The organism is Opitutus sp. ER46, from assembly GCF_003054705.1.
Taxonomy (GTDB): Bacteria; Verrucomicrobiota; Verrucomicrobiia; order Opitutales; family Opitutaceae; genus ER46.
Genome location: NZ_QAYX01000025.1, coordinates 70,069 through 87,779, shown reverse-complemented (window position 1 = coordinate 87,779; position 17,711 = coordinate 70,069). Strand labels below are relative to the sequence as shown.

Sequence of the window (17,711 nt, the reverse complement as noted above, 5' to 3'; positions counted from 1 at the left end):
ACAATAAATGCGGATTGAACGCCAACGCGTGCGATGCCCCCCCTTTTCATTCCTGCGACTATCTATTCCGATCCAGCCATGTTCGTCTCTCCCTCCTCAACCTGCTCACTCGGATGAACGACATCCTCGCCACCGATCTGATCTATATCTTCGTGTTCTGCATGGCCGGGCTGGCGTTCGCCGTCGGCCCGTTTGTGGCGGTGTACCTCCTCGCGCCGCGGATGCTGCGCACGACGCAACAGAAGACCGGCCAGGCGATCGAGTGCGGCATGGATCCGATCGGTGACGCGTGGATCCGCTACAGCGCCGTTTACTATCTCTACGCCCTCGTGTTCGTCGCGTTCGCCGTCGACGTCCTGTACCTCATTCCGGTCGCCCTGGTGTACGGCCGCGAATTTGTGGTCCGCGATCTGGTGGAGCTCTCCCTCTTCGTCGGAATTCTCTCTCTCGTAATCATTTACGCCTGGAAAAAAGGAGTCTTCGAATGGAAACGCCGCTGAACGCCCAGTCCCCGGGTCCGCTCGTCGCTGCCAAGCAGGGCCTCGCGGTCCCGCCGACGACGCAGGCCTGTCCGGTTCCGTCCGAAGGCCCCGTCGAGACCTCGCAACTGGTCCAGTTCGCGAAACTCGACGACCTCCTGGCGATCAGCCGTTCGTACTCGCTCTGGCCCCTCACGTTTGGACTCGCCTGCTGCGCCATCGAGATGATGGCGACCGGCATGGCGCGCTGGGACCTCGCCCGTTTCGGCGCCGAGGTGTTCCGCCCGTCTCCCCGCCAGGCCGACGTGATGGTCGTGGCCGGCACGGTGAACAAGAAAATGGCCCCGGCGGTGAAGCTCCTTTACGATCAGATGCTCGAGCCGAAGTGGGTCATCGCGATGGGCAACTGCGCGATCTCCGGCGGCCCGTTCAAGTACGAGGGCCAGTACGGCATCGTCGAAGGCGTGGACAAACTCTTTCCGGTCGACGTGTACGTCCCGGGCTGCCCGCCCCGTCCTGAAGCCCTGATCGAGGGCATCCTGAAGCTCGAAGAGAAAATTACCGGCAAGCGCCGCTTCCCCGTCGCGAAACTCAAAGAATGAAACCGTCCGTCGAGCGCCTCACCGAGCAGTTCACCCAGCTCATCGGGCCGGAAGCTTTCGCGAAAGCCACCGCCGCCCGCGCCGCCGCGCAAGCCGCGGCCAAGGTCGCCGCTGAAGCTGCCGCCGCCAAGGCCGCAGCCGCTGCTGCCGCGGCCAAAGCCGCTGCCGCCACGGCCGGCGCCACTCCGGCGCCCGCGGTTCCGGCTGCTCCGCGTCCCGCGCCCGCGGCCAGTGCCGTAGCTCCCGCCGCAACCGGCCCCGCGGCCCCGCGCCCTGCTCCGGCCGCCGCCGCGACGCCCGCTCCTGCCGCGGCTCCGGCCGCCCCGCGTCCTGCGGTTGCCCCCCGCCCGGCCGTGGCCGGCGCTCCCGTTGCCCCCCGTCCGGCTCCCGCCGCCGGCGCTGCCGCGCCCGTCGCGCCCCGTCCCGCTCCGGCCCCTGCCGCCCCGGTCCTTCCGCCGCTGCCCGTCGAGGCAACGAACCACGCCGCGAAGGGCTATGATTTCGACGCCATCGTGGCGCCTGACCAGGTGGTAAAAGCCGCCGAGATCCTCGACGCCGATGGCTTCGGCCTCGATACGATCACCGGCGTCGACTGGATCGCGCAAAACGAGATGGAGGTCGTGTACGACTTCTTCCATCCGACCGCCTCCCTGCGCGTCGCCGTCCGCACCCGCGTCCCCCGCGCCACCCCGGAAGTGCCGACGATCTCAAAGATCTTCGGCGGCGCCGACTGGCACGAACGCGAGACGCATGACTTCTTCGGCATCAAGTTCACCGGCCACCGCGGCCTGAAGCCGTTCCTCCTTCCCGAGGACGCCAACTTCCATCCGCTGCGGAAGGACTACCAGCCGGACACCGCCCCGGTCCCGACCGCGCCGGCGGCGCCTGCCCCCAGCGCCCCCGCTCTGCCCGTCCTCACGCCCGCCGCCGTTGCGGCCGGCGCCCCCGAGGAAACCTTCGTCCTCAATCTCGGGCCCCAGCACCCCGCCGCCCACGGCGTGCTCCGCGTGCTCATGACGATGGATGGCGAGTGGGTGGAGAATGCCGAGCCCGTCGTCGGCTACATCCACCGGATGCACGAGAAGATGGGGGAGAATCGGACGTGGGCAAAGTTCCTGCCGAACACCAGCCGCATCGATTACCTCTCGGCCATGCACTACACCCACGCCTACGTGGGGGCGGTGGAGCGTGCCTTGAAGATCGAGGTGCCCGAGCGCGCCGAATACGTGCGCGTCATCACCTCGGAGCTGAACCGCATTTCCAGCCACATGGTGTGGTGGGGCGCGATGCTCTCCGACCTCGGCGGTCTGAGCCCCTTCCTGTACGCCTTCGACGATCGCGAGCGCATCCTCGACGCGCTGGAAGCGCTCTGCGGCGCACGGCTCACCTACTGCTACTATCGCTTTGGCGGCCTCTACAACGATGCCGACGACGCCTTCCTCAAGGCCGTCCGCGACTTCGTGAAGCACATGCCGCCGCGGCTGAAGATGTACCGGGACCTCGTCACCGATAACATCATCCTCCGCAAGCGCCTCGAGGGCATCGGCCCGATCAGCGCCGACATGTGCCGCAAGTACGGCGCCACCGGCCCGGTCATCCGCGGCGCGGGCGTCGCCTACGACGTCCGCCGGGTCGAGCCGTACTCGGTGTATCCGAAGCTTCAGTTCAAAATTCCGGTGTACCCGCAGGCCGACTCGATGGCCCGCTATCTCGTCCGCATGGACGAGATGGAGGAGAGCCTGCACATCATCGAGCAGTGCCTCGACCTGATCCAGCCGGGTCCGTTCATGGCGCCGAAGGTGCCGCGCGTGCTCAAGCTGCCGCCGGGCGACTACACCTACGCCGTCGAGGCCGCCCGCGGCCGCTTCATGGTCCGCATCGTCAGCGACAACAAGGAGATCCCCTATCGCGTGAAGCTCCGGACGCCGTCGCTCTCCAACCTCAGCCTCTTTGAGGAGGCCAGCAAAGGCATGATGCTGCCCGACGCGCTCGCCATGATGGCGACGCTCGACCTCGTCATTCCCGATATCGACCGCTGAACGTCCCGCTCCGATGACGACCTTTCTGTCCCTCGAACCTGTTCGCATCCTCGTTTACGTCATTGGCGTGCTGGCCTTCGTCGGCCTGAACGCGGCGTACCTGGTGCTCGCCGAGCGCAAGGGCGCGGGCTACATCCAGCGCCGGCCCGGCCCGAACGAGGCCGGCTGGGGCGGCATCTTCCAGCCGTTCGCCGACGTGCTGAAGCTCTTCTCGAAACAGGTCATGATGCCGCCCGGCACCGACGGCCTGCTCTACCGCCTCGCGCCGCTGATGGTGCTGATGCCCCCGCTGATGTGCCTCGTCGCGATCCCGTTCGGCGACGGCGTGGTCGCGCGGAAACTCGATGTCGGCCTGCTCTTCGTCTTCGCCTTCGGTTCGATCAACGTGATGGCGCTGATGCTCAGCGGCTGGGCGTCCCGCAACAAGTACTCGATCATGTCGGCGGCCCGCGTCGTCTCGCAGAACGTCGCCTACGAGATTCCGATGCTTCTGGTCGTCGTCACCGTGCTGATGGTCACGGGCACGCTGAACCTCGACGAGATCGTCCAGCAGCAGGCCGGCGGCTTCTGGCGTTGGAACGTGCTCAAGCTCTGGGTGAACCCGCTGATGCCGGTCACCTTCGTCATCTACTTCATCTGCATGCTCGCCGAAACCAACCGCGCGCCGTTCGACATGGCCGAGGCCGAGAGCGAGCTCGTGGCCGGTGCCTTCACCGAGTACGGCGGCATGGGCTTCGGCGTCTTCTTCATGGCGGAGTACGCCAACATCGTCGTCGGTGCCAGCATCGCCACCGTCCTCTTCTTCGGCGGCTACCAGAGCCCGATCGGCATTCTCTCCGGCGGCGTCTGGGGCGTGGCCTGGTTCCTCCTCAAGACGTACGCGCTGATCTTCACCGTCATCTGGGTCCGGTGGACCTTCCCCCGGACGCAGTTCTACAACCTGCTCAACCTCTCCTGGAAGATCCTCATCCCGGTCTCGCTGGCCACGCTGATGCTGACCGGCGTGATGATGAAGCTGCCGCTCCTCTTCTGAGCCTGGAGACGAAACGCCAACGCCCGCTTCCCACCTCATGAGCCTGATCAAAGCCGTCCGCGACACCCTCTCCGGGTTCAAGAGCCTGCTCATCGGCATGCGCATCACCGGCCGTGAGGCCCTCAAGCCGGTCATCACGTGCCAGTACCCGCACGACACCCTGCCGATGCCGGCGCGCTTCCGCGGTCACATCCAGCTGGTGCTCGATCCCGAAACCGGCCGCCCGCGCTGCACCGCGTGCACGCTTTGCGCCAAGGCCTGCCCGAGCAACTGCATCGACCTCGACGGCCTCAAGCGCGAAGGCGACAAGAAGAAGTCTGTTTCGAAGTACATCCTCGACTTCACCAAGTGCAGCCTGTGCGGCTCGTGCGTCGAGGTCTGCCCGAGCGACGCCATCGACTTTTCGAAACAGTACAACGTCGTCAGCCTCAGCCGCGGTGATTTCGACCACATGGACCTCTACGCGAAGGTCGAGGCCCAGGCCGCCGAGTGGGCGAAGACCCATCCAACCCCGCCGGCCCCGCCCGCGGAAGCACCCGCCGCACCTGCCGCCGCCCAGCCCGCCGCTCCGGCCGCGTCGACGCTGCCGCCGACCGCCCCGTCCCCCTCCCCCGCGGCCTGAGTCGCGCCACTGCTCCTTTCCCGGCTTCCAGCTCCCTCCATGAACGAACTCTTCCCGTTCTCCAGCTACATCGTCCTGGCCGTGTTCGCCCTCGCGGTCGGCCTGACGATCGGTGGCGCGCTGATCGCCGCACTCAGCCGGCGCATCATCCGCGGCGTCTGCGGCCTGATGCTCGCCTGCGTCGGCCTCGCTGGCCTCTACTATTTTCTCAACAGCCCGTTCCTCGCGCTGATGGAGATCCTGATCTACGTCGGCGCCGTCTGCGTCACGATCGTCTTCGGCATCATGCTCTCCGAGCCGGATGAGCCGGCCCGCGCGGGCGGCCGCTCCTCCTCGATTCTCTGGGGCGTCGGCGCGCTGATCGTCAGCGGGGCAATCTTCTGGGGCATCTCCTTCCTCAGCTTGAAGGGCGGCTGGACCGTCCCGGCGGAGCGCGTCACGGACGGCTCCGTGCGCGCCATCGGCATTTCCCTCCTCACCACCTACAGCATGGCGTTCGAACTGATCTCGCTCGTGCTGCTCGTGGCGATTCTGGGCGCCCTCGTCATCGCGCGCTCGGGGAGGGCCAAAGGATGAACCTCGTCAACCTGCCCAACCAACCGACGGTGTACTTCATCCTCGCGGCGTTCCTCCTGGCCGCGGGGATCTTCGGCCTCATCCGCCGCCGCACGCTGATCGGCATGCTCATCGCCGGGGAGCTCATCTTCGCCGCCGCGTCGCTGAATCTGATGACGGTGAACCGCTTCTTCGTCACCGATCCCACCGTCGGTCAGATTTTCGTCCTCTTCATCATGGGCATCGCGGCCGCCGAGGTCGCGATCGCGCTCAGCATCATCATCGCGGTGTACCGCAATTACCGCTCGATCCACTCCGAGGACCTCTCGGACCTGAACGGCTAACCAATGCAACCAGACATTCGCCTCCTGTTCGCCATCCTGGCTCCGCTCGCGGGCGCCGGGCTCGTGATGGCCACCGGCAAGCGGCCCAATGTGCGCGAAGCGTGCTCGTTCCTCGCAGCGGTCACCACGTTCGGCATCATCGCCTCCCTGCTCCCGGCGGTCCTCCACGGCGAAACGCTCCGGTTCACCGTCTTTGAGCTCCTCCCTGGGCTGAGCGTCTCGCTGCGCGCCGACGCGCTCTCGATGATCTTCGCCGTCGCGGCGTCGTTCCTCTGGATCCTGACCGTCTTCTACGCCGCCGGCTACATGCGCTCCCTCGAGGAGCACGCCCAGACGCGCTTCAACACCTGCTTCGCCCTCGCCCTCTTCGGCGCCATTGGCTGCGCGTTCTCGGACAATCTCCTGACGCTCTACCTCTTCTACGAGATCGTCAGCATCTGCACCTACCCGCTCGTCGCCCACCACCAGGACGAGGAAGGCTACGCCGGCGCCCGCAAGTACATCACCTATCTCACCACGACGGCCAAGGGCCTGATCCTTCCCGCCATGGCGCTGATCTACGTGCTCTCCGGCACGCTGGATTTCGCCTCCAACATCCACACCGGCATCATCCCGGTGAGCGTCCACAACGGCGTCATCACCGGTCTCTACATCTGCTGTCTGCTCGGCTTCGCCAAAAACGGCATCATGCCGCTGCACAGCTGGCTGCCCAGCGCAATGGTGGCGCCCACGCCCGTCAGCGCGCTCCTGCACGCCGTCGCCGTCGTCAAGGTCGGCGTCTTTTCGACCGTCCGCGTGATGCTCTACGTCTTCGGCGTGGATACGATGGACCGGCTCAACCTCGGGCTGCCCACCGCCTACTTCGTTTCGATCACGATCCTCGTGGGGTCGATCGTCGCCCTCAGCAAAAACAACCTGAAGGCGCGGCTCGCCTACTCCACCGTCAGCCAGCTTTCGTACATCATCCTCGGCGTCGCCCTGCTCACGCCGACGGCCATCGCGGGCGGCCTGTTCCACATCGCCGCCCACGCCTTCGCGAAGATCACCCTCTTCTTCTGCGCCGGCGCGATCTACGTCGCCGCCCACAAGAAGAACATCTCCGAGCTCAATGGCCTCGGCCGCGCGATGCCCTTCACCTTCGGCGCCTTCGGCCTCGCCGCCCTCAGCATGATCGGCGCCCCGCCGGTCGGCGGGTTCATCAGCAAGCTCTACATGCTCGTCGGCGCGCTCGACGCGAAGTCGATCGGCATCGTGGTCGTCCTGATCTCCTCCACGGTCCTGAACGCCGCGTACTTCGCCCCGATCGTCTACCAGGGCTTCTTCGGCAAGCCCTCCGCCGAGGACGCGCATCACCCGCACCACGAGGCGCCGCTCGCAATGGTGATCCCGCTCTGCCTCACGGCCCTCATCTCGGTCCTGATTGGCTTCTTCCCCGACGTTTTCCTCAACCTGGCGCAAGCCGTCGTGAAATGACCCTCTGACGCCCACCATGAAACTCCTTTCTCTGATCGAGTTCTTCCGCCGGAACCTGCGCACCACCGTCAAGGTGTGCCTGGCGGTCCTCGTCCTGCTGGTGATCGCGGACGCGATTCCGGCGCTCGTCGACAAGCATCACGCGCACACCAAGGTCGAGCACCTCCCCGGCTTCTGGTCGGTCTTCGGCTTTCTGGCCTGTGTGCTGATTGTCATCGCCTCCAAGGCCTTCGGCCATGCCGGCATCATGACGCGGGAGGACTACTATGATAAGTGACCTTTGGCTCCATCCGGCTCTGATCCTCCTCCTGGGCGGATTGCTGCTGCCGCTGATTCCGGCGCAGCTGCGGAAGGCCTACCTCATCGTCATCCCGCTGCTGACGTTCATTCGCATCGTCGCGCTGACCAAGGGCGTTTACGGCGAGGTCACGGTCGCGCAATTCACGCTGACGTTTGGCCGCGTGGACGAGCTCAGCCAGGTGTTCGGCTACATCATGGGGCTGATGGCCATCCTCGGCACGCTGTACGGTCTGCATGTGCAGCGCACCGCCGAGCACATGGCCGCGTGGACCTATGTGGCCGGATCGATCGGCGCGATCTTCGCTGGCGATCTCCTCACCCTCTTCCTGTTCTGGGAAGTGATGGCGTTCTCCTCGGTGTTCCTGGTCTGGTTCCGCGGCCGCGAGCAGTCGCTCGCTACCGGTTACCGCTACCTGCTGGTCCACGTGGCCGGCGGCGTTTCGCTCCTCGCGGGCATCGTCCTGCACTACCACGCGACCGGCAGCCTCGCCTTCAATCTCTTCAACGTCAGCCACGCCGGCCTCGCCGACTGGCTCATCCTGATCGGCTTCCTGGTCAACGCCGCGGTGCCCCCGCTGCACGCCTGGCTGCCTGACGCGTACGGTGAAGCCACCTTCAATGGCTCGGTCTTCATGTGCGCGTTCACGACGAAGACCGCGGTGTACGCCCTGATCCGTGGTTTCGCCGGCATGGAGATCCTGATCGCCCTCGGCGTCATCATGGCGCTCTACGGCGTTGTTTACGCGGTGCTCGAAAACGACTGCCGTCGCCTCCTCGCCTACCACATCATCAGCCAGGTCGGCTACATGGTCGCCGGCGTCGGCCTCGGGACGGAACTCGCCATCAACGGCGCCGTGGCCCACGCCTTCGCCCACATCCTTTACAAGGGCCTGCTCTTCATGGGCTGCGGCTCGGTGCTGTACATGACCGGCAAGAGCAAGTTCACCGAACTCGGTGGCCTCTACCCGAAGATGCCGTGGACGTTCCTCTTCACCCTCATCGGGGGTCTCTCCATCTCGGCGTTCCCGCTCTTCAGCGGCTTCGTCAGCAAGTCGATGATCGTCTCCGCCGGGTTTGAGAGCCACAAGTTGTGGGTCGGCTTCCTCCTGATGCTGGCGTCCGCCGGTACCTTCCTCCACACCGGCCTGAAGGTCCCGTACTTCATCTGGTTCGGGAAGAACAACTGCGCGAAGCAGACCTGGGACCGCGCGGGCGAGCCCACCTGGAACATGATGGCCGCCATGGGCGTCACGGCATTCCTCTGCATCTTCATCGGCTGCTACACGCCGTACCTGTATCGGATGCTCCCCTACCAGAATGCGGCGACGGAGTATGCGGCCGTGGTTTACAGCAGCTATCACGTCTCGGAGACGCTGCAGATCCTCCTCTTCACCGCGCTCGGCTTCTTCCTGCTGATCAAGAAACTGCAGCCGGAGGCCAAGATCAGCCTCGATCTCGACTGGCCCTACCGCAAGGGCGGCCAGGCCTTCCTGTGGCTCGCGTCCAAGCCGATCCAGGCGATCGACACCGCCGTGGGTGAGATCTACCGCGTAGGCGGCCTCGTCCCGCTGATGGCCTCCTCGCGCCTCGCCGCCGTCTTCGACGGCAAGGTGATCGACGGCGTCGTCGACGGCCTCGCCGGCAGCGTCAAGCGCCTCGGCGAACGCCTGCGCACCTCGCAGCGCGGCGCCTTGCAGGAAAACCTCACGATGGCTTTCGGCGTCGGCGCCGTGATCGTCGTGGCCTTCGTCCTGTTCTTCTAACCACCGCGCCCTTTTCCAGTGAGCTCCTCCTGTTTCACCGAAAGCCTCCCGCTGCTCAGCGTGCTGATCTTCAGCCCGCTCGTCGCCGCCGCGGTGGCCGCCCTGATTGGCAATGAGCGCCTCCTGCGCTGGTGGGCGTTTCTTGCCACGTCTGCGATCGCGCTGGTCTCGCTGCCGCTGTGGAGCCGGTTCAACCCGGCGTCCGCCGAGTTCCAGTTCCGCGAACAGCACGCCTGGATCCCGGCGCTGAAGATCGACTACGCCCTCGGCGTCGACGGCATCAGCCTGCTGCTGGTCCTGCTGACGACCCTGATCATGCCGCTGTGCGTCCTGGCCTCCTGGAATTACATCAAGACGCGCGTGAAGGAGTTCATGATCTGCATGCTGGTCATGGAGGCCGCCATGGTCGGCGTGTTCAGCGCGCTCGATGCGATCCTCTTCTTCATCTTCTGGGAAGCGATGCTCATCCCGATGGCGCTGCTCATCGGCGTCTGGGGCGGCCCGCGCAAGGTGTACGCCTCGCTGAAGTTCTTCATCTACACCATGGCCGGCTCCGTGATGCTGCTCGTGGCGCTGATCGCCCTGCGCCTCCAGACCGGCAGCTTCAGCCTCCCGGGCATGATGGGGCAGCCGTACAGCGACACCTTCCAGCTCTGGGTCTTCGCCGCGTTCTTCGTCTCCTTCGCCATCAAGGTGCCGATGTTCCCGTTCCACACGTGGCTCCCCGCCGCGCACGTGGAGGCACCGACCGCGGGCAGCGTGATCCTCGCCAGCGTGCTCCTCAAGATGGGCACCTACGGTTTCCTGCGGTTCTGCCTGCCGATCACCCCGCACGCGACGGCCGTCTTTGCCCCGTACATTCTCGCGTTGTCCGTCGTCGCGATCCTCTACGGCGGCTTCACCGCCCTCGCCCAGACCGATCTCAAGAAGCTGGTCGCCTACTCCAGCGTCGCCCACATGGGCTTCGCCACGCTCGGCATCTTCGTTCTGAACGTGAACGGCGTCGAAGGCGCCACGCTGGTGATGATCAACCACGGCATCACGACCGGCGCGCTCTTCATCTGCGTCGGCATCATCTACGAGCGCCTGCACACGCGCGACCTCAGCGCCGCGGCCGGCATCGGCAAGTACATGCCCGTGTTCACCGGCTTCTTCGGCGTCTTCTGCCTCTCCTCCCTCGCCTTCCCGGCCACCAACAGCTTCGTCGGCGAGTTCCTGGTCCTGGCCGGCAGCTTCAGCCACTCCAAGTGGATGACGCTCTGCGTCGTCCCGGGCGTCATCCTGGCCGCGGCCTACATGCTCCGCACGCTGCAGAAGGTCGCCTACGGCAGCCCGCAGAACCCGCAGCATCATGACCTCACCGATCTCAACTTCCGCGAGGTCGTCACCCTGCTGCCGCTGCTGGTCTTCGTCTTCTGGATCGGCCTCCACCCGCAGCCGTTCATCGACGTGATGCACGCCAGCGTCCTTCGGATCCTCCAGCAGGCGGGGCACGCGGTGCCGGCCGCCGCCGCCGCGGTCGCCTCCGTTGCCGGCTGATCTGCCGCCTCCGCGCCCTCCGCTTCCCCGCTTTTCAACGCCCAACTTATCACCCGCGCCCTGCCCGGGTTCTCCGATGAATTCCTTCCTCGCCTTCCTCCCTGAGCTGGTCGTCCTGCTCGGCGCGTTCGTGCTGTTCGCGCTGACGCTCGGCGAATCAGCCGGCACACGTGCCCGCCACGTCGCGCTGGCCACCGGACTGGTCGCGCTGCTCGCCAGCATCGGCACGCTGGGCCAGACCGCGGTCCTGTTCAGCGGCGCGTACCGGGTCGACCTCTTCTCCCAGCTGCTCAAGCTCGTGCTCACCGCCGGCTTCACCGCCGTCGCCGTCATCAATGGCCGGCTGCCGGATGTCCGCGAGAAGGTCCGCCCCGAATATTACCTGTTCCTCACGCTCAGCATCTCGGGCCTCCTGATGCTGGTCAGCAGCCTCGACGCGATCACGATCGTCATCGCCCTCGAGCTCTCCTCCTTCCCGCTGTACCTGATGGTCGCCATGCGCCGCGAGCGCGAGGGCCAGCGCATGCAGATGGAGTCGGCCGTGAAGTACATCATGTTCGGCGTCGCCGCCAACGGCATCATGTTCTTCGGCCTGAGCTACCTGTTCGGCCTGACCAGCACGACGCACATCCCGGCCATGGTCGCCCGCCTCGCCCCGGTCATGGGCACGCCGCTCGCCATCGCCGGCCTGACGCTCACCTTCGCCGGCTTCCTCTACAAGCTGGCCGTCTTCCCCTTCCATTTCTGGACCCCCGACGTCTACCAGGGCGCCTCCAACGAGACGACGAGCCTGATCGCCTCCCTCCCGAAGATCGGCGCCGTTGCGGTGCTGGTGCGCTTCGTCTCCCTCGCGACGCCCGCGAATCACGCCATCGCCACGATCCTGACCTGCCTGGCGATCGGCTCGATGTTCTACGGCAACCTCATCGCCCTCGCCCAGAAGGACCTCAAGCGCCTCCTCGGCTTCTCCGCCATCGCGCACGCCGGCTATGCGCTCGTCGGCTTCGTCTCCCTCAGCGAGGCCGGGTACGGCGCTGCTCTGTATTACATCTCCGGCTACATGCTCATGGTCCTCGCCTGCTTCCTGGTGATCAGCCGGGTGGCGCGCGACGGCGCCAACGTCGGCATCGACGAACTCGCCGGCCTCCATCGCCGTTCCCCGCTGCTGGCGCTCACGCTGCTGGTCGGGCTTTTCGGCCTCGCCGGCATCCCGCCCTTCGTCGGGTTCATGGGCAAGCTCTCGCTCCTCACGGCGGCGTTCGCCCAGGGCCACGTGGCCCTGGTGGTGATCGCGATGCTCAACGCCGCGATCGCGATCTACTACTACCTGAACGTCGTTCGGAAGGCGGTGTTCGGCGAGAAGGTCGAGCACGCGGACGAAAGCCCGATCGTCCTCGACTGGCAGACCCGCGGCCTGTGCGTCGCGCTCATCGTCTGCATCGTCGCCCTCGGCGTCGTCCCCACCCCGGTCCTGGAGGGCTTCGGCCGCGCCGTGACCGACACGATCGCGCCGATCGCCACGACCATCGCGGGCCGGTAAGCGCCCGAACGCCATCCTCTCCGCCCAGCGGCCCGGCATCTGCCGCGCCGCTGTTTTTTTGCTCAGGCGCTGATCGCCGTCTCCGCCCGGGCCCCGGCGGGCGTCCACCGGCGGAAGAACGCCACGAGTTGCACCATCGTCATCGCGTAGCAGGCGACGACCGCAAACGCCACGGCGGTGAGGCTGTGCTGCGGGAAGGCAAACGTCACCACTGTGCACAGCACCGTGCGCACGATCGCATGCACGAGGCCCAGCGGGGCCTGGATGATCCAGCCAAACACGATCCAGTGCAGGCCAAGGCCGATCGCGAGCGACAGCGGCATCAGGTGCGCGGACCGCGACGTGAGCAGGGCCAGGTGCAACGCCCAGAGCAGGTTCACCATCAGGACCGACAAGCCCATGAGGTTGGCAAAACGATTGCCCGGGATGAACACGCGCTGGCCGGTGAACCGGGCCACCAGCAACGCCAGCGGGAAGATCACGCCGCTGCCGAAGACCAGCGCGTAACGGGCGGTGAGCGGCGGGAGCAGCAGGCCCAGGATACCGACCACCGTCCACACCACCGCGCCCGCGATCGGAAACGCCAGGAACCGGCCGCTCTGCGCAATGAAGGAATCTCTTTCGAGTTCGAGGTCGGATGTGGGCATGGAGGAAAGATGCGTCAGACGGCGCTGCCGGCCGCGGGCTTGCGGCCCGTGCCCTTGAAGAACGTGTAGCAGAACACCCCGTCAGCGCCGGCGGTGCGCTTCAGGTCGTGGATGCCCGCGTCGAACTCGGCGGGCTTGGCCAGACCGGCGTTCACGGCCGATTCGCGCACGCCCTCGATCATCGCGGTGAAGGTCCGACACGTGAAGCCATCCACCAACGCCGGCCGGCTGGAATCGACGTACACCTGCCGGGGCGTGACGCGCACGTCGTCGTAACCGGCCGCGATGAGCAAAGGGTAAACCTGCCGCCCGATCAGGGCGTCGCCGCCGGCCCGACGCTGCAGTTCGACCTGACACGCGATCGCGGCGCGCGCCGCCGCGCTGTCGGGATGAAAGCAGGTCGAGCCGTGGTCGCCCTCGATCACGGTGATTGTCCCGCCCGGCGTCAGTTGGCTGCGCAAACTCAGCAGCGCATCCACCGGGCGGCGCAGATGCTCGAGCACGAAGCAGACGAACACGTGATCGAATGACGCCGGCGGAAACGGCAGGGCAAATAGGTCCGCCTGCCGGAAGGACACGTTCGTCAGCCCCGCCGCCGTCACTTTCTCCCGCGCGGCGGCCACCGACTCGCTCGACACATCGACCGACGTGATGCGCGCCCCCGGGCTGCGGCGCGCCAGCTGGATGGTCTGCGCCCCCACTCCGCACCCCACCTCGAGCACGCGGCTCCCCGCCGGGTACGCCGTGTCCGCGTGCAGCAGCTCGACGAGGGCGTCCGCCTGGTCTTCCAGGCGTTCGCGTTCACGTGGCGCGTAGCCGTGGACGTAGGGCTGGCTCATGGTGGGAAGAGGCCGTTGGCAGCGTGGGGGCCCGGCGGAGTGGCGGCCTCCTGAGGCCCGCGCTCCACCGTGGCGAAGCTTGGAAGTGAGATCGAAGGTTGGACGACCTGCGCGCGGCGAAGCGCGTCAGGCCAGGATCTCCAGCATGCGCTGGAAGAGCCGGTTCACGCGGAGCTGATTGTCTTTCACCAGCTCCTTGAACTTGGCGAAGTCGATCTCGGTCCCCTCGAGCCCGTTGGCGTAATTGTCGATCAGCGCGAGGCTGTTGTACCGCAGGCCGAGTTCGGTGCACAGGTCCGCCTCGTGCGCCGCGGTCATGCCGATCACGTCGCCCCAGTCCTTCACCACGCGGATCTCCGCCTTGGTCTCGAAGCGCGGGCCGCGCATCTGCACGTAGACTTTGCCGGTCTCGATCGTGAACTCTGATGCGAGTCCCGCGGTGAGCTTGGGAATCAGGTTGTTGGCGATGCCCGGCGCGCCACCGCGCAGTTCGTTATCAAAGTACGTCATCGGCCCCTGCTGCAGGCACACGTAGTCCGAGCAGGACACGAACGTCCCCGGGGGCAGGTCCTTCTTCAGCGACCCCACCGAGTTCAGCGAAACGATGTCGACGAAGCCGAGATCGGCCAGAGCGCGGATGTTCGCGCGGTAATTGATGGAGTGCGGCGGGAGCGGAAACTGGTAGCCGTGCCGGTTGATGAGGGCATGCTCGCCCCGGCTCTTGTACGTCACCGGCCCATATTTCGTCTCGACCGTCTTCACCTCCCAGGACGAAAACAACGTGGAGTTGACGATGCTGGTGCCACTTACAAACGCGACTTTCATGCGGCGAGTCACACCAGCGCCTCGAACGATGACAACACCGATTTGGATGAACGGCCCACGCGCGCAGTCCGCCGCCACCCCGGCCGCGATGCTTCGCCAACTCCTGCCCCTGCTCGCCTCCCTGCTTCTGGCCGGGTGCGCCACTCCCGGGCCGGCGCATCTCTACACGGTCGCCCCCCGCGCCCCCGAGATTCGCGACCGCGCCCTGGACGGCCGCGACGTCGCGCGCGACGTCCCCAGCTTTCTCGAACCCGGCGACACCGTTACCGGGTTCGCCTACGATCCGTTCACCGACCACTTCTTCCTGCGGCTCGCGCCGGGAAACCAAATCCGCGTCGTCGACCGCCCCGCCCGGGCGATCAAGCGGGCGTTCACCATCGACCCGAGCCCGGGACCGGGCGGCGACCTCGCGCTCAATCCCCGCGACGGCCACCTTTTCCTCCTCGACGCCACGCGCGCCGAACTCGTCGAAACGAGCCGCCTGGGCGCCATCATCGGGCGCATTCCCTTGCAGGGCGTCGCAACCCCGCCCTTGGGCGTCGCGTTCGACGCGCGGCAGGACTCTCTGCTCGTGCTGCTCGAGGACGGGCTGACCCTCCACCGCTTTTCCCTCACCGGCCTGAACACCGGTAAGTTCCAGCTCGCGCGGCACGTCCGCGCCGCCATCGCCTTCGACTCCGACGCCCGGGAGCTCTACGCGCCCCTGGCCGATGCCGATGCCGAAATTGGCGTCTTCGACGAGCAGGGACAACTGATGCGCACGCTCCCCGCGCCGGACACCCCGACGTTCCTCGACGTGGGCCCGCACGCCTTTCTGCGGGTGTTTTAGCGCCCGCGGCTCACCTCGCCGTTCACGAGCCTTGTCAACGCGCACGCGGCCGCCCTACCTTCGCCAAACCGCATGGCCGCACCCACCGCAAACAGTCCCGCCCACGTAGCCATCATCATGGACGGCAACGGCCGCTGGGCCACGCAACGGGGTTTGCCGCGTGCCGAAGGCCATCGGCGGGGAGTGGAAACCGTGCGGACAATCACGTTCGCCGCGCGCGACTTGGGCGTGCGCATGCTCACGCTCTACGCCTTCTCGATCGAGAACTGGAAGCGGCCGCAGGACGAGGTCGGCACGCTGATGAGCCTGCTCGAGTTCTACCTGAAAAAGGAGCTCGAGACGTTCGTGCGCGACCGCGTGCGTTTCCGCACCATCGGACGCACCGAAGAGCTGCCGGCCGGCATCCGGAAACTCCTCACGGCGACCGCCGAGGAGACCAAACACTTCACCGACTACACGCTCGTGCTCGCGCTGAACTACGGCGCCCGCACCGAGGTGATGGATGCCGCCCGCGCGTACGCTGCAGCCGTCGCGAACGGCGAGGCCAAGCTCAACGATCCCAACTGGTCGTCGTTCAGCCGGTACCTGTACACGAGCGACATGCCCGATCCGGATCTCGTCATCCGCACCTCCGGCGAGCGGCGCGTCAGCAACTTTCTCCTGCTTCAGGCGGCGTACGCCGAGTTCGTCTTCACCCCGGTGCTCTGGCCGGACTTCACCAAGGCAGACCTCGAGGCGGCCATCGCGGACTACAACCGCCGCGAGCGCCGTTTCGGCCTCACCAGTGAACAGATCAGGGCCACCGCGCCCGCGAACGTCCGCTAAACCGACTCACCGTGGGCAAACGTGTTTTCAGTTCCACGCTCCTCTGGGCGATCGTGGTCGCGACGATGTGGTACTTCCGCAACTACGGCGCCATCGCCCTGGCGCTGATCGTGTCCATGGGCACGTTGCGCGAATTCTACGTGCTCATGCGGGGCTGCGGCTACGCACCCTTCGACAAGACCGCGACCGTGCTGGGTGGACTCGTGACCGCCGCGCCGGTGATCGAGCTCTATCTGCCAATCCTGCCCGCGCATCTTTTCCTGGCTCTCGCTGTGATCGTCTTCTCCGTCCGGCTCCTCGGTGAACGCACGCCGGAAAATCGGGTCGAGGCGCTCGGTCCCACCCTGTTCGGGCTGCTCTACGTTTCGCTGCTGATGCAGTACTTCGTGCGCATCCTCCTGCCGCTGCCGGGCGAGGCGATCTCGCCGGACGGCCGGCTGGTGTTCTGCCTCTGGGTGATTGCCGCGACGAAGTTCTGCGACATGGGCGGCCTTCTGACGGGCCTCGCGATCGGGCGGCACAAGATGTCGCCGCTGATCAGCCCCAAGAAAACGTGGGAAGGCGCGATCGGCGGCACCCTCGCGTCGATGGCCATCGGCGCGGCGATCGCCTGGTTCGGACGCAGCCTGCTGCCCGCCGCGCTTACGCCGCTGATGGGCGCGCTGCTCGCGCTGCCCATCGCATTGCTGGGCATTGTGGGCGACCTCGTGGAGTCGGCGATCAAGCGCCGCGCCAACATCAAGGACTCAGGCTCGATCCTCCCCGCCCAAGGCGGGTTCTTCGACATGAGTGACAGCCTGATGCTGACGGGCGCGGCCGGCTACTTCTTCCTGACGCTCCTGACCTGACGCTCAGGATCGCCAACTGCCCTGCTGCTTCAGGAATTTGGCGGTCAGGAGCGTGTCCGCCGTGGCGGCGAGGTCGAAGCGCACGTCGGGGCAAGCCGCCAGCGCCGCCTCGAACGCGGACGACATGAGGCTGAGCGTGGTCACGGGCGTGAGGGCGGTGACGGTGGCCTGCCGCCGCCCTTGGGCCGAGAGAAGCGCAATCTCGCCAAACATGTCGCCGGGTCCCAGCACCGCCAGCGAAACGGCCTCCACCGCACCCGGAGTGGAAACCTCCGCCTCCCCACTTTCGATCAGGTAAAGCCGGTCGCCAACGTCGCCCTCGGCGACGATCACCGCGCCGAGCGGGAAGTGCTCTTCGTGCAGGTTGGCAGCGAGTTCGGTCAACAACGTTTCAGGCAGACTCCCAAAACCGGGGATGCCGGTCAAAAGCTTGAGTCGCCGCTCTGGGGTAACAGTCGAAGAATGGGGCGGATTCTTCATGGGTGTTCTCTAGCCGCGCCCAGAGGAGAGTCAACGCACCAGGCGGCCGTCCCGGGCTGCCAAAACTGCCGCCCATCGCGCCGGTTCTCCGCTCCCGACGGAATGCTTGCGAACCCCGGCGACGCTGCC

Annotated in this window: 19 protein-coding genes and 1 pseudogene; 16 read left to right on the top strand and 4 right to left on the bottom strand. The window is 66.4% G+C overall.

What is annotated here, in order from left to right:
- Window positions 1–113: 113 nt before the first annotated feature.
- From DB354_RS18670 to DB354_RS18615, 13 genes and pseudogenes are all read left to right on the top strand, one after another.
- A complete protein-coding gene (locus DB354_RS18670; RefSeq protein WP_107837162.1) occupies window positions 114–500 on the top strand; it encodes an NADH-quinone oxidoreductase subunit A in 387 nt (128 codons plus the stop codon).
- Window positions 485–1,081, top strand: coding sequence for an NADH-quinone oxidoreductase subunit NuoB (gene nuoB / locus DB354_RS18665; protein WP_107837161.1), 597 nt, complete (start codon window positions 485–487; stop codon window positions 1,079–1,081). Before DB354_RS18670 ends, nuoB begins: the two co-directional genes overlap by 16 nt.
- Window positions 1,078–1,923 (top strand): annotated as a pseudogene (locus tag DB354_RS23030) (NADH-quinone oxidoreductase subunit C); the annotation flags it as partial. The gene nuoB and the pseudogene DB354_RS23030, both read left to right, overlap by 4 nt.
- A 63-nt stretch (window positions 1,924–1,986) precedes the next feature.
- Window positions 1,987–3,120, top strand: coding sequence for an NADH-quinone oxidoreductase subunit D (locus tag DB354_RS23025; protein ID WP_343205594.1), 1,134 nt, complete (start codon window positions 1,987–1,989; stop codon window positions 3,118–3,120).
- 13 nt (window positions 3,121–3,133) lie between these two features.
- A complete protein-coding gene (locus tag DB354_RS18655; protein WP_107837159.1) occupies window positions 3,134–4,153 on the top strand; it encodes a complex I subunit 1 family protein in 1,020 nt (339 codons plus the stop codon).
- Between the two features lie 37 nt (window positions 4,154–4,190).
- On the top strand, window positions 4,191–4,775 hold the full coding sequence (locus tag DB354_RS18650; RefSeq protein ID WP_199226890.1) for an NADH-quinone oxidoreductase subunit I: 585 nt from the start codon (window positions 4,191–4,193) through the stop codon (window positions 4,773–4,775).
- Window positions 4,776–4,814: 39 nt separating this feature from the next.
- Window positions 4,815–5,351: an NADH-quinone oxidoreductase subunit J gene (locus tag DB354_RS18645; protein ID WP_107837158.1), complete on the top strand. Its 537-nt coding sequence runs from the start codon at window positions 4,815–4,817 to the stop codon at window positions 5,349–5,351.
- Entirely contained in the window at window positions 5,348–5,674 is a 327-nt protein-coding gene (gene nuoK, locus DB354_RS18640) for an NADH-quinone oxidoreductase subunit NuoK (RefSeq protein ID WP_107837157.1), read from the top strand. Before DB354_RS18645 ends, nuoK begins: the two co-directional genes overlap by 4 nt.
- 3 nt (window positions 5,675–5,677) lie before the next feature.
- Entirely contained in the window at window positions 5,678–7,147 is a 1,470-nt protein-coding gene (locus tag DB354_RS18635) for a monovalent cation/H+ antiporter subunit D family protein (RefSeq protein WP_107837156.1), read from the top strand.
- Window positions 7,148–7,163: 16 nt separating this feature from the next.
- Window positions 7,164–7,424, top strand: coding sequence for a hypothetical protein (locus DB354_RS18630; protein ID WP_107837155.1), 261 nt, complete (start codon window positions 7,164–7,166; stop codon window positions 7,422–7,424).
- Entirely contained in the window at window positions 7,414–9,210 is a 1,797-nt protein-coding gene (locus DB354_RS18625) for a Na(+)/H(+) antiporter subunit D (protein WP_233256698.1), read from the top strand. Before DB354_RS18630 ends, DB354_RS18625 begins: the two co-directional genes overlap by 11 nt.
- Before the next feature lie 18 nt (window positions 9,211–9,228).
- Window positions 9,229–10,749: an NADH-quinone oxidoreductase subunit M gene (locus tag DB354_RS18620; RefSeq protein WP_107837154.1), complete on the top strand. Its 1,521-nt coding sequence runs from the start codon at window positions 9,229–9,231 to the stop codon at window positions 10,747–10,749.
- A gap of 76 nt (window positions 10,750–10,825) precedes the next feature.
- A complete protein-coding gene (locus DB354_RS18615; protein WP_107837153.1) occupies window positions 10,826–12,289 on the top strand; it encodes an NADH-quinone oxidoreductase subunit N in 1,464 nt (487 codons plus the stop codon).
- 62 nt (window positions 12,290–12,351) lie between these two features.
- Here DB354_RS18615 and DB354_RS18610 read toward each other — a convergent pair whose 3' ends face one another.
- The 3 genes from DB354_RS18610 to DB354_RS18600 form a co-directional block, all read right to left on the bottom strand.
- The gene (locus DB354_RS18610) at window positions 12,352–12,936 is read right to left on the bottom strand and encodes a hypothetical protein (RefSeq protein WP_107837152.1); all 585 of its coding nucleotides are present in this window, start codon (window positions 12,934–12,936) and stop codon (window positions 12,352–12,354) included.
- Between the two features lie 14 nt (window positions 12,937–12,950).
- Window positions 12,951–13,775: a methyltransferase domain-containing protein gene (locus tag DB354_RS18605; RefSeq protein WP_107837151.1), complete on the bottom strand. Its 825-nt coding sequence runs from the start codon at window positions 13,773–13,775 to the stop codon at window positions 12,951–12,953.
- Between the two features lie 126 nt (window positions 13,776–13,901).
- Window positions 13,902–14,600: an MTAP family purine nucleoside phosphorylase gene (locus tag DB354_RS18600; RefSeq protein ID WP_107837150.1), complete on the bottom strand. Its 699-nt coding sequence runs from the start codon at window positions 14,598–14,600 to the stop codon at window positions 13,902–13,904.
- Window positions 14,601–14,628: 28 nt separating this feature from the next.
- Between DB354_RS18600 and DB354_RS18595 the strand changes: the two genes are divergently transcribed.
- From DB354_RS18595 to DB354_RS18585, 3 genes are all read left to right on the top strand, one after another.
- On the top strand, window positions 14,629–15,429 hold the full coding sequence (locus tag DB354_RS18595) for a hypothetical protein (RefSeq protein WP_146180323.1): 801 nt from the start codon (window positions 14,629–14,631) through the stop codon (window positions 15,427–15,429).
- A 72-nt stretch (window positions 15,430–15,501) separates the two neighbouring features.
- Window positions 15,502–16,254, top strand: a complete 753-nt coding sequence (locus tag DB354_RS18590; RefSeq protein ID WP_107837148.1) for an isoprenyl transferase — start codon at window positions 15,502–15,504, stop codon at window positions 16,252–16,254.
- Between the two features lie 11 nt (window positions 16,255–16,265).
- Window positions 16,266–17,102: a phosphatidate cytidylyltransferase gene (locus DB354_RS18585; RefSeq protein WP_107837147.1), complete on the top strand. Its 837-nt coding sequence runs from the start codon at window positions 16,266–16,268 to the stop codon at window positions 17,100–17,102.
- A 3-nt stretch (window positions 17,103–17,105) separates the two neighbouring features.
- Here the strand turns inward: DB354_RS18585 and DB354_RS18580 are convergent, their stop codons facing one another.
- On the bottom strand, window positions 17,106–17,486 hold the full coding sequence (locus DB354_RS18580) for a cyclic nucleotide-binding domain-containing protein (protein WP_158277606.1): 381 nt from the start codon (window positions 17,484–17,486) through the stop codon (window positions 17,106–17,108).
- Between the last annotated feature and the right edge of the window lie 225 nt (window positions 17,487–17,711).

Bases quoted from the DNA above. Each gene is read 5' to 3' on its own strand.
- DB354_RS18670 (WP_107837162.1), top strand. From the start codon at position 114: ATGAACGACATCCTCGCCACCGATCTGATCTATATCTTCGTGTTCTGC.
- nuoB (WP_107837161.1), top strand. From the start codon at position 485: ATGGAAACGCCGCTGAACGCCCAGTCCCCGGGTCCGCTCGTCGCTGCC.
- DB354_RS18655 (WP_107837159.1), top strand. From the start codon at position 3,134: ATGACGACCTTTCTGTCCCTCGAACCTGTTCGCATCCTCGTTTACGTC.
- DB354_RS18650 (WP_199226890.1), top strand. From the start codon at position 4,191: ATGAGCCTGATCAAAGCCGTCCGCGACACCCTCTCCGGGTTCAAGAGC.
- DB354_RS18645 (WP_107837158.1), top strand. From the start codon at position 4,815: ATGAACGAACTCTTCCCGTTCTCCAGCTACATCGTCCTGGCCGTGTTC.
- nuoK (WP_107837157.1), top strand. From the start codon at position 5,348: ATGAACCTCGTCAACCTGCCCAACCAACCGACGGTGTACTTCATCCTC.
- DB354_RS18635 (WP_107837156.1), top strand. From the start codon at position 5,678: ATGCAACCAGACATTCGCCTCCTGTTCGCCATCCTGGCTCCGCTCGCG.
- DB354_RS18630 (WP_107837155.1), top strand. From the start codon at position 7,164: ATGAAACTCCTTTCTCTGATCGAGTTCTTCCGCCGGAACCTGCGCACC.
- DB354_RS18625 (WP_233256698.1), top strand. From the start codon at position 7,414: ATGATAAGTGACCTTTGGCTCCATCCGGCTCTGATCCTCCTCCTGGGC.
- DB354_RS18615 (WP_107837153.1), top strand. From the start codon at position 10,826: ATGAATTCCTTCCTCGCCTTCCTCCCTGAGCTGGTCGTCCTGCTCGGC.
- DB354_RS18610 (WP_107837152.1), bottom strand. From the start codon at position 12,936: ATGCCCACATCCGACCTCGAACTCGAAAGAGATTCCTTCATTGCGCAG.
- DB354_RS18605 (WP_107837151.1), bottom strand. From the start codon at position 13,775: ATGAGCCAGCCCTACGTCCACGGCTACGCGCCACGTGAACGCGAACGC.
- DB354_RS18600 (WP_107837150.1), bottom strand. From the start codon at position 14,600: ATGAAAGTCGCGTTTGTAAGTGGCACCAGCATCGTCAACTCCACGTTG.
- DB354_RS18595 (WP_146180323.1), top strand. From the start codon at position 14,629: ATGACAACACCGATTTGGATGAACGGCCCACGCGCGCAGTCCGCCGCC.
- DB354_RS18590 (WP_107837148.1), top strand. From the start codon at position 15,502: ATGGCCGCACCCACCGCAAACAGTCCCGCCCACGTAGCCATCATCATG.